Source organism: Endozoicomonas atrinae, from assembly GCF_001647025.1.
In the GTDB taxonomy this organism is placed as follows: domain Bacteria; phylum Pseudomonadota; class Gammaproteobacteria; order Pseudomonadales; family Endozoicomonadaceae; genus Endozoicomonas; species Endozoicomonas atrinae.
In genome coordinates, this window is the sequence record NZ_LUKQ02000181.1 from 1 (window position 1) to 11102 (window position 11102).

The following is an 11102-nucleotide window of genomic DNA, read 5'->3' on the forward strand; positions in this document are numbered from 1 at the left end:
ACCATTCGCACCGGAGTTAAACAGCTCAGAAAGGCTATGGGAGTGGATGCGGGAGCATGACTTATCAAACAAAGCATTTTCAGGTTATGAAAATATTGTAGATTGTTGCTGTGAAGCTTGGAATAACCTTTGCAGCGAAGCTGGTCGACTGTTCAGTCTGTGCTCCCGTGATTGGGCAGTTATACAGTAGTTAGAAAATTCAATTGGTATAATCTATCTGGCCATGGAAAAAGCTTCCGAGAAATGGACCATGCCGATCAGGAACTGGAAAGCAGCCATGAACCGGTTTGAAATTATGTTTCCTGACCGGTTCAAGGAGTAATAGTTTTGGTGGCGTTTACACAGAATTATTTACAGGCTCATTGAAAAGGCCATAAGACTAGGTAAACCCGTAGTAACAGCCGACAAAGCCTTACTTGCAAAAGATGGTAACCCACTTATCCAACTGGCTGATGAACATAAGGTGCTTATAGGTTTTGAGGCCAGCGTTGCTGGAGCAATTCCTGTGATAAATCATGTGAAGAACAACCCTCCCGGAAATACCTTCCACTCTGTGTCGGGTATTGTTAACGGTACTTCCAACTTTATTTTGACGTCTATGCAGGAAGATGCGATAGATTATGCAACAGCATTAAAAAATGCTCAGGACAAAGGTTATGCTGAAGCTGACCCCTCTGCAGATGTAGAGGGTCGTGATGCTGCCAACAAACTTGCCATCTTAAGCGCAATGACCCTTAAGGTACCCTTTACAGATACTATTTTCCGGGAAGGAATCTCCCAAATAACACCACCGGATATCAAAGCAGCAGCAGAGTGCGGGTATGTAATCAAACCACTTGCCATCGCCTGTGAAACAGATAGAGGTGTATATCGGGCAGTCTATCCAGCACTGATTCCAAAAGAGCACCGATTTGCAACCGTAAAATATGAAGAAAATGCAGTAAGCCTTAAAGGCGACCTTACTGGTGAGCTAACACTTTGTGGCCCTGGAGCTGGGGCCAAACCAACAGCCTCCGCAGTCATGGCTGATATTTCACAAGCTGCCAAGTCGATAGCAACACCTCACTCCAGAGCTGAGTACTCTCTTGGCTTCCCGTGCTCTGAACTAACAGATAAGCCGGTCATCCCACCCGGAGATCTCCAAACCGAGTTCCTGCTCTGTGGAGAGGTAAATAGGGGGCAAGGTTGCACTCTTGAATCACTCTCAGCAACTCTGGAACATAGAGGAGTCATGGTTAAGGAGGTAGTTCAAATACAAACCACCAGTCCAGGAGAGCCTGAAACTGTACATCTGCTTACAGAGAAAGCTCAGGAGTCTAAGATCACAAGTATACTGGATGACCATTTACCTTCTTTCAGAAAGATACGGGTTGCCCCCTTTGATCTTGGGGGGGACTAAAGAGTATCCTCGCGCCAGATCCGTTTTGGCAGATACTCGTCAATGACAAGCAAACCACGAAATAGAAAACGTTCAACCACACACCCTGCAACAGCATCTGGTCACACCGGTGGTGGTCAGCTGCGTATTATTGCGGGTGAATGGCGAAGCCGTAAGTTACCCGTAGCCAATGTTCCGGGATTGCGCCCGACATCGGACCGTGTGCGAGAAACGGTATTTAACTGGCTGACAATGATTACCCCCGGAGCCAGGGTTCTGGATGTATTCAGTGGTACCGGAGCGCTATCGATGGAAGCACTTTCCCGAGGTGCCTCCTCAGCAACCCTGCTGGAAAAAAGCCCGGTCGCTGCCAGAACGTTAAAGAGCAACCTCGCTCTATTAAAAGCAGAGCATGCGAACGTTGTTGAGACTGATAGTCTTAGCTGGCTAAACCAAGCGGCTGAAACCAGCTTTGACCTGATTTTCCTGGATCCACCGTTTCGGATGAATCTGCTGGAGCCTGCATGCCAGTTGCTTGAGAGCAATGGCTACCTGAGTGAAAACAGCCGTATTTACATTGAAGTAGAGAAAGAACTGAACCCTTTGCCTGTCCCTGAAAACTGGCAGCTGGAGAAAAGTAAAACCGCTGGGCAAGTAAGCTTCAGCCTCTGGTCTCGCATAAAAAAACAACAATAATCAACGCCTCACATATGGACTTACCGAAACGATATCAGTAATCTGTGCGCGGCTGATCTTTATCAAATAAACAGTGCGTCTGAACGCTGTATTATCCACAGGCTTACAATTATGGATGCCGTGGGTCGGGTGTCTCTTTTACGACTTTTTAGTTTAAGAAGTTTCCATAAAGAATGGCTCATGGCGATTTGGACGTATTCCTAATCTAAGAACGAACCTGAAAACTCTAAGGAGCAGTTCCCCATGAAACAACCCGTACGAATTGCGGTCACAGGTGCAGCTGGCAACATCAGCTACTCTCTGCTGTTCAAAATCGCTGCCGGTGAAATGCTGGGGCCTGATCAGCCTGTGATCCTGCAACTGGTTGAGATCCCACAGGCTATGGACAAACTTCGTGGCGTTGCCATGGAGCTGGAAGACTGCGCCTTCCCACTGGTTCACGGTATCAGCCTGCACGACAATCCGTTTGATGGTTTCCGTGGCATTCACTACGCCATGCTGGTTGGTGCCCGTCCTCGCTCCAAGGGTATGGAACGAGCTGACCTGCTGGAAGCCAATGCCGTTATCTTTGCCGAACAGGGCAAAGCGCTGAACGAAGTAGCTAACCGTGATGTTAAAGCCCTGGTGGTTGGTAACCCTGCAAACACTAACTGCCTGATTCTGTCCCGCAATGCTCCAGACCTGGCCCCATCCCAGTTCTGTGCCATGACCCGACTGGATCACAACCGTGCGCAAGGCATCCTGGGTAACAAGCTGGGTGTAAACCCTTCAGATATCGAAGGTGTCTGCGTGTGGGGCAACCACTCCCCAACCATGTACCCTGATCTGCACCATGCTCAGGTACTGGGTGATGAAGCCGCCATCGATATGATCGATGAGAAGTGGTACAAGGAAGAATACACACCTCGTATCCAGAAGCGTGGTGCTGAAATCATCGAATGGCGTGGCCTATCCAGTGCTGCATCCGCTGCACAGGCTGCTCTTGACCATATGCGTGACTGGGCTCTGGGCAGTGATGGCCGCATCGTATCCATGGGTATTATTTCCGATGGCAGCTACGGTGTTGCCAAAGGCATCTACTACTCTTTCCCTGTCGTCTGCGAGTTTGGCAGCTACCAGATTGTTCAGAATCTTCACATTAATGACTATGGTCAGACAATGATGAAGAAAACTGAACAGGAACTTCTGGAAGAAAAAGCAGCTGTAGACCATCTGTTGCCTAAAGAAACCGCTGCTTCCCGCGAAGAGCTGAGAACTTCCAGCCGCAGTGGCCAGACTGAGTTTGATGCAGGTATTGATACCGGGGAGTCCTACTACAAGGCTGACCGTATCTGCTAAGCAATAAACCTTATCGATTGATACAAAAGACTGGAAAGGCTCAATTATGAGCCTTTCTCTTTAGCAGCTGTCTTAGCAACTATTTCATTGAACAAGCCTGCAAGCACCCGAGCAGTCCCCCCTGTTAATTCATTATATTGATCTTCAGAAGGCCTTTCATGGCCCCAGACCTCTGCGGACTCAGACTCGCCGTAAGTTAGCTTCTTTACCTCCGTTGCAATTCCCTTGGCATCTGCAGTATTACCAACAATGTAGTTTGGCCCAACAATAACAGCATGGTCAGTCATCACTCTATCTTTAAAGTCCAAGCTGAACTGATTACGATCCTCCAGTAACCGATGAGTGATGGATTCTGGCTCCTCTGGCCTTGACTGGTTAATGTCATCACCTTCAAGTGTCTTCCTAGGGAAAAAAATATCCTCCTTCAAAGCAGAATCATTCCCCAGTTTTCTGAATATCTGCAAATTCTCCGAAGTCACGGGCTCCATTAGCAACATACTATCCCGGTAACCCGACAGGCCTGTAGCTTTCGCATTCTTATGCAGCTGATCAGATATAGGTCTGCCTCTTGTTACCCTGCCGCTGGGAACGATCAGAGCCAGATGATGTTCATCAAGAATTTCCTGTACTCCAGGCTTAAGGCTCCTGACACCAGAATCCGGATCATCATCAAACAGGCAGATATTTGCATCCGCCCCAATACCCAGCTCCTTAATATCTCGATCATGTGACAAATGGTGATTAATATAGGCTCGTATTCTCGCTGCAAACTCACCATCTTCGTTAGGGTTTCTGCTTTTCAATTGTCCTGCAATTTTCTCATCCCTGAGCTCCATTTCCACTGAAGCGCCATGCCAAGAATATGAACCTTCAGAAAAAGAAACTGAATCGGTTACAACACCTCCAGCCGCATTTTTAATAACAAGATCATTTTCCACCTTAAGCCCAGAAGGGTCATTTACATTCGACAGGCTGATATCAGGATTCCGGTCGTTCCTGACAGTTCCAGGCTCCGAACGTAGATAAGAAGATTCAACTGAAATTACTTTCTTATTACTGCGATGCACCTTCCCACTGGGTTGCAGAGGATCAACTGCATTTTCACCATCGTAGATAAAGCCATCCCGAAACTCTTCAAGCACTCTATCTTGATGCTTAATGAACTCTTTCAGCTCCCTGGTTTGATAGTGCCCCCCTCCAGGCTGTAAGCAGAGCGCTTCAGTCACTACCTGTAACTTATAAAGGTCCCCCCCACTCATTCTCGCCCAGGCAACGACCAATCTACCCTTTAATTTACTTTTTAGAACATCAATATGAGCCGGGGATGCCGTTTGCTTCCAGGTTTCCAGGAGCGTACTTTCAAATTTGGCAAGATTCGATTCCGGATTTTCCAGTAGCGCATCTATCTTTGCGCTCGCTTTGGCTTTTGCCTCTTTTGCATCACCCTTTGGATAACTTTCATCAAAAAGATGCTCAACAACTGCGCTCGTATAATTTTTCGCTCCACTGATTGCATCATTCCATGCCAGAAAAGATTGACGTAACTCCTTACTCAGCCCATCAGTGTCAAGCTTTTCTGCGGGCTGGTTCTTTGATAACGCTGCAACCTGGCTCCTCTCAGGCAAAGCCTCTTGTGCAGCTTTAGATTTTGTACCTTTAGTTTTGAGAGGTATTGCTGTGCCCGTTATGGAAAGATCCAGGTTTTCTTTATCCTGATGACTACTGCGAATGAGTTTTTTTTGAGGAGGTGCAGATTTTATTTTCATGTTGCCCAGTTTTCTTTTTCTGGGCACTGTTGATTCATATCGGCTATCAGAGGAGTGTGCTCGCAACCCTTTACCCCTCACTTCCAGAACTTCCTTCCCCCCCTGTTTACCAACTGGTTCCTGATCGTCATGCTGAACCGGTGTAAGAGGGGTGCGATTATTATGAGTACCTGGAATGGGCATAGTTTCTTCCTGAAAAAGTAAATCCATTTGAAGCCTTACCAGAATAAGCTTCAATGATGGGAATTATTCCTTTTACATCGACGACTGTTGCTGAATCTCAATCAAGAAGTAAAAGCAAATACATTTTCTTCGCTAATTACCTGAAGCGTCACCCAGCTCATAATGGTGTCCTGAAAAGTTGACGGGTATAAATATGGGTTATTGAATATCCAGGGAGGAGAAGTAAGTCTGCTCCAGCGCTTTAAAAGACTCCATGGCTTCTGCTGTAATAAACCCCCGATCCATGATTAACACCTGGTAAATAACCCGGTTCAGCATTTCTCTGGAGGGCTCTTTCTGCTCAGGGTGCAAAACACCATGTACCAGTTCATGCCAGCTGGTCAGTACCATGAAGGTATTCAGAGCCAGCGCTTCAATTTCTTCATCGCTGGCTTTCATCAGGCATGAAATAATCAAGCCTCTGAAAACCTGTTCAATCATACTGATACAGAGCCTGGCAAACCCCTGGAACATAGCCCGAAGCTCATCACTTCGGGCTACAGCGCTGTGCAGATCCCGGAATATAAAGCGGTATTGCCACATACTGGCCAGTAAGGCTTCCAGATATTGCTGTTTGTCTTCCAGTGTTATTCCGACTTCTATAGGCAGGACGATTTCTTCCGTCAGGGTCTGTTGGAAATCGTCAAACAGAGCCAGAATAATCGCTTCTTTATTTCGGAAGTGGTAGTAAAGATTGCCAGGGGATATCCCAATATCGCTGGCAATGTGATTAGTCGTTACAACTCTCTCTCCCTGCTCATTGAAAAGCTGTAGCGCAGCAGTGAGAATTTTGTTGCGAGTCTTTCCAGCCATAAATACTTTTTTAACCAAATAACCATTGAGAGTAGTAAACGGCTCTGCCTTATTCTCAGCCTTGGAAAACAAAGGGCAAAATACATTTCACAATAATAAGGGATTGACGATTTAGAGTAATTACTCTAAAAATAACATAAACACGCTAATCCTGCTATTCGAGGCTTTGTTGAGCTGCTCTTTGTCATCAGTGCAGAAACCCTCTCAACATGGCTGTGAAACACAGATTAAAAAGAAAAATAACAACTAAAACAATTAATTAACTCATAGAGGGAGATAATCATGAGCGCTGCCGACCCCATCACTACAGAGCACAGGAAAGTAACCCAGCACATCACAACCCCTCTGGAAGATCTTCTTGCCATTCAGCAGAAAGCTTTTCTGAAAGACCCTAACCCAAGCTATCAGGAACGGGTGGCCCGCATAAAGGCCCTTGAGAAAGCATTGCTGAGCAATAAGGACGCATTACTCTCTGCTTTAGATTCTGATTTTGGTGGACGAGCAAGAAGTGAGTCCTTACTTACCGAATTTATGCCAAACCTTGGCAATATCCACTATACGCTCAAGCGACTCAAAAAATGGATGAAACCCAGCAAGCGCAAGCTGAGCCCTCAGCTATTACCCGCTTCAGCCAAAGTGGTTTACCAGCCGCTGGGCGTTGTGGGCATTGTGGTGCCCTTTAACTATCCACTGTTCCTGTCTCTCGGCCCATTACTGACGATTCTTGCCGCAGGCAACCGGGCCATGATCAAGATGTCAGAGTTCACACCCAAAACTTCTGAATTGGTCGCCCGTATTATTGAGCAAACCTTCCCGGCAGATCTGGTCACGGTGGTTTGTGGTGATGCTGAAGTCGCTACCGAGTTTACCAGCCTGCCCTTTGACCATATTATTTTCACCGGCTCTACACCAGTCGGGCACCATGTGATGCGGGCCGCGGCAAAAAATCTGACACCGGTAACTCTGGAACTGGGAGGCAAGTCACCAGTTATTGTGGATAACGACTTTCCCATTCAGGAAGCGGCTGAAAGAATCTGCTATGCAAAAGCCCTGAACGCTGGTCAAACCTGCGTAGCACCAGACTATATTCTGGTAAAAAATGACCAAAAGGCCGCATTTATTGAACATTACCTGAAAGCCTTTCGAAAAATGTACTCAAAGGTCAACGGGAATAATGATTACACCTCTATCATCAATGACCGTCACCATCAGCGTTTATTGAAATTGCTTGATGATGCCAAAGCGCAGGGAGCAACTGTTCATACGCCAGGTAACGAAGAAGTTAACGACGGAAGCCGTCGAATACCCATCCACCTGATTGAGAATCCATCCGATAGCATGGGTATTATGCAAGAAGAAATTTTTGGTCCTCTGCTTCCTGTTATTGGTGTTGATAGCCTTGAAGAGGCGATTCAATTTGTTCAGGAACGACCCAGACCGCTGGCACTTTATTACTTTGGTTCTGATACTAAAAATCAGGAAAAGGTTCTGGAGCAGACTCATTCCGGTGGAGTCTGCATCAATGAGTGCCTGTTCCATGTTGCGGTTGAAGATATGCCTTTTGGTGGCATAGGCCCGTCAGGAATGGGACACTACCACGGTTACGAGGGCTTCCAGACATTTTCCAAAGCGAAAGCAGTGTTAACTAAAGGCAAGTTGAACAGTGCAAAAATGATCTATCCTCCCTATGGCGGATGGCTGCAGGAAAAAATGCTGGCATTCCTTTCCGGAGGAAAATAACCCCTGCCATTTTCAGGTTCCTGATTTACTTCAGGAGCCGCCTTTCCGTCAAAGGCATCTGACATTTTCCCCTTCCTCGATTTTCTATCGGGGAATACTGAACTATCCACTGTCAGCAAGGTCAGTCACTATATGTATCTATCACATAGTGACTACTTTGATGCATCAAGTTGTAACACCTGCCTGCTCCCAAACCACTGGAGTTGACCAGCCCCCAGCACCAGAAGCTCAAGAAAAAGGCAGCTGGTTAGGGCGTACAGTAGCTACCATTGCCAATGTCTGCTGTAAGATTGGCAAGGCCATCATGTACACCATCAAGTCTCTTCTGAAATTTCTGATATACGCCAGTGTTACACCATACAAATATATTTTTAACTGCCTGACTTATCCCTTTACCCGTTCAAAAACAACACCCGCTCTCCGGCAAGGAGCAGTCCAGAAACTGCCTCAACCTGTCAAAAACCTGGAGTACAAAGTTGTCACTGATCCACAGAGAGTTCAGGATAAACTGAAAAAAGAGCTATGCGCTGCAGAAAGGCAGCTTACTCATTGCCCAAAAGCGTTTGCTGGTGATCCAAGGGCTGCTGTCTATTATCAGGGGATGCTTGGGATTGAGCTACCATCTGACAGAACTCACGCTCAGATTATTCGACGCATTCCCCCTTTCTCAGGAAAAGCTACCATTCACTATGAGCCCATTCCCGGTACTCAAACAGGTATTGCTTCTTCTCAGGGAGCAAGACCAAACATGGAAGATGCTCACATAGCGGACCGTTTTACAGTCATGATCAACCACATGCCTGTTGAAATTGATATCACCGGCATTTTCGATGGGCACGGGGGAAGTGGGTGGTCACAATATGCAAGTCAACATATTATCAGGCACCTCAAACGAAGTCTTGAGAAATGGAATCCAGATGGTTTAAACGATACCGGCATCTGGAATGCACTTAAGTGGGCGCTGGTTGATCTGGATAATGAAGGTCCTCTGATACCACCGGGGCAACCTGCTGAACCTTTTATTCATGAACTGCAAAAATCTGGCACAACGGCCAATATTGCCCTGCGGATCAACGGTGATCTATGGGTAATTAACCTTGGCGACTCCAGAGCCATTCTGATTGATAACAATGGACAAACCCGTCAAATCAGTGAAGATGCCGAACCTGATGACCCCAGATATAAGCACTCCATTGAGAAAAGAGGGGGGTGCGTTATTAATGTTAATGGAACCCCAAGAGTTAACGGGCAGCTGGCCGTAGCCAGATCTTTAGGAGACCACTCTCTGAACGGAGCCATCAGTGCCCGCGGCAAAGTCACCAAAATACCCGCCGGTGAATGCTCAAGAGGAACACTCATTCAGGTTTGTGATGGTATTACCGAGGTAGCTTTCTCGGAAGATATTGCCAGAACAGTTCAACATCAACTGGATCAAGGCAAGCCTGTCCACGTCGCTGCTGCACGGCCAGTAGCCAAGGCTTATCAAGCTGGCTCAGGGGATAATATGTCAGTTATGGTAACCCAGCTTCAGCCATCTGCTCCACCCGCCGGTTAAGATCACATTACAGTTTAATATTCTCAGGCTATTAACAGGAGACTGGATGCTTTTGGCTATGTTCAAATGTATGTGGGACTCCTGAAACTATTTATATTCTCTACATTAAGCGCGATAGATCTCTGATCATTTGAACCCTTTTGACTATTTCGTTAACATGCCCTTTTACTAAAAAAAGGTCGCCATATTCGCAGATCAGTGGGCTGCTTCACTTGGGGTCTGTCCAACCAATTACAAGACAGTTTTCTAATGAAAAGTAGAATTCTTGATATTTCTTGTATCTCTGATCTGTTGCTGGATTTGTGGCCGGAGAGTCATTTTTAATGATCAAGGTAATCTATCCTGGTACGTTTGACCCTATTACCAAGGGCCATATGGATCTCGTTGAAAGAGCGGCCAAGCTGTTTGATACCATTGTTATTGCCGTTGCTGAAAGCCCCAAAAAAAGGCCACTATTCGATCTGGAAACGCGGGTCAACCTTGCCAAAGAGTCCACCGCTCACTTGCCAAATGTTCAGGTGACTGGTTTCAGCTCTCTGCTTGCAAGCTTTGTGGAAGAGCAGCAGGCTCAGGTTATTCTCCGGGGGTTAAGAGCCGTTTCGGACTTTGAATATGAATTCCAGATGGCCAATATGAACCGGGTGCTGGCACCAAAAGTGGAAAGCCTTTTTCTAACACCTGCAGAGCAATACTCCTATATTTCCTCTACTCTGGTTCGTGAAATTGCCTCCCTTGGTGGGGATATTTCCAAATTTGTATCGCCATGTGTTCAGAAAGCACTGACAGATAAGTTCAACGGAAACTGAGATACTAACCGCCTGAATTGTTTTACATGCCTGAATCAGGCGGAGCTGAATTCCAAAGGTCACCTATGGCTTTAATGATTACTGACGATTGCATCAACTGCGACGTCTGCGAACCGGAATGCCCTAATAGTGCTATTTCACCCGGGGAAGAAATTTACGAGATTGACCCTCTACTCTGTACGGAGTGTGTTGGCCATTATGATGAACCTCAGTGTCAGCAGGTTTGTCCAGTGGACTGCATTCCGAAGAACCCGGACTGCGAAGAAACTCAGGATGAGTTGATGGATAAATACCTTATCATTACTGCCGCCTGACAACGAGCCGCAACAGTATCATTACTTTTGCGGCACCCGGGATTTTTTTTGATTCAAGGTTCTTCATCATGCAACGAGATTATCTATTGCTTCCACTGCATCATTGATTGCCTGGCTCTTGATATCATCTCCCATGTTAAGCCCCTCTGCATAAACAAACTCAACATCCTGGATACCGATAAAGCCAAGAAAGTGGCGAACAAGATCCGTCTGTGTATCGTATTCAGTACCAGAATACTGCCCGCCTCGAGCAGCCATGATGTAATACCAATTGAATTTTCTAACTACTGTATAACTGCCCAATCACGGGAGCACAGACTGAACAGTCGACCAGCTTCGCTGCAAAGGTTATTCCAAGCTTCACAGCAACAATCTACAATATTTTCATAACCTGAAAATGCTTTGTTTGATAAGTCATGCTCCCGCATCCACTCCCATAGCCTTTCTGAGCTGTTTAACTCCGGTGCGAATGGT

At 46.5% G+C, this 11102-nt stretch carries 10 protein-coding genes and 2 pseudogenes; 8 read left to right on the forward strand and 4 right to left on the reverse strand.

Translation table 11 applies throughout. From position 1 onward, the window contains the following. The 4 genes and pseudogenes from AK963_RS35660 to AK963_RS19975 all read left to right on the forward strand — a co-directional run. Positions 1 to 190 (forward strand): annotated as a pseudogene (locus tag AK963_RS35660) (IS630 family transposase); the annotation flags it as partial. Positions 191 to 361: 171 nt separating this feature from the next. Further along, positions 362 to 1399 carry a homoserine dehydrogenase gene (locus AK963_RS19965; protein WP_274520541.1) on the forward strand — a complete coding sequence of 346 codons (1038 nt, stop codon included), beginning with the start codon at positions 362 to 364 and terminating at the stop codon, positions 1397 to 1399. Positions 1400 to 1441: 42 nt separating this feature from the next. Then, positions 1442 to 2074 (forward strand): 16S rRNA (guanine(966)-N(2))-methyltransferase RsmD, encoded by a 633-nt coding sequence (gene rsmD / locus AK963_RS19970; protein ID WP_066017194.1) that lies wholly within the window; start codon positions 1442 to 1444, stop codon positions 2072 to 2074. 243 nt (positions 2075 to 2317) lie between these two features. Then, complete coding sequence (locus AK963_RS19975; RefSeq protein ID WP_066017195.1) at positions 2318 to 3412, forward strand: malate dehydrogenase; 1095 nt, start codon at positions 2318 to 2320, stop codon at positions 3410 to 3412. 44 nt (positions 3413 to 3456) lie between these two features. On the opposite strand, the gene AK963_RS19980 is transcribed toward AK963_RS19975, so the two are convergent. Together AK963_RS19980 and AK963_RS19985 are read right to left on the reverse strand one after the other, a co-directional pair. Further along, on the reverse strand, positions 3457 to 5388 hold the full coding sequence (locus AK963_RS19980; protein WP_139117544.1) for a hypothetical protein: 1932 nt from the start codon (positions 5386 to 5388) through the stop codon (positions 3457 to 3459). 171 nt (positions 5389 to 5559) lie between these two features. Then, positions 5560 to 6213: a TetR/AcrR family transcriptional regulator gene (locus AK963_RS19985; protein ID WP_066017201.1), complete on the reverse strand. Its 654-nt coding sequence runs from the start codon at positions 6211 to 6213 to the stop codon at positions 5560 to 5562. A gap of 282 nt (positions 6214 to 6495) precedes the next feature. On the opposite strand from AK963_RS19985, the gene AK963_RS19990 reads away from it, so the two are divergent. The 4 genes from AK963_RS19990 to AK963_RS20005 all read left to right on the forward strand — a co-directional run bounded on the left by AK963_RS19990 (position 6496) and on the right by AK963_RS20005 (position 10628). Further along, entirely contained in the window at positions 6496 to 7953 is a 1458-nt protein-coding gene (locus AK963_RS19990; protein ID WP_066017197.1) for a coniferyl aldehyde dehydrogenase, read from the forward strand. Positions 7954 to 8113: 160 nt separating this feature from the next. Next, entirely contained in the window at positions 8114 to 9508 is a 1395-nt protein-coding gene (locus AK963_RS19995) for a PP2C family serine/threonine-protein phosphatase (protein WP_066017198.1), read from the forward strand. 323 nt (positions 9509 to 9831) lie between these two features. Continuing rightward, the gene (gene coaD / locus AK963_RS20000; protein WP_066017199.1) at positions 9832 to 10314 is read left to right on the forward strand and encodes a pantetheine-phosphate adenylyltransferase; all 483 of its coding nucleotides are present in this window, start codon (positions 9832 to 9834) and stop codon (positions 10312 to 10314) included. Between the two features lie 65 nt (positions 10315 to 10379). Next, entirely contained in the window at positions 10380 to 10628 is a 249-nt protein-coding gene (locus tag AK963_RS20005) for a YfhL family 4Fe-4S dicluster ferredoxin (protein WP_066017202.1), read from the forward strand. Positions 10629 to 10694: 66 nt separating this feature from the next. Here the strand turns inward: AK963_RS20005 and AK963_RS20010 are convergent, their stop codons facing one another. Beyond that, entirely contained in the window at positions 10695 to 10886 is a 192-nt protein-coding gene (locus AK963_RS20010) for an NAD(P)H-dependent oxidoreductase (RefSeq protein ID WP_066017200.1), read from the reverse strand. Between the two features lie 26 nt (positions 10887 to 10912). Then, positions 10913 to 11102, reverse strand: a pseudogene (locus AK963_RS35665) (IS630 family transposase); the annotation flags it as partial.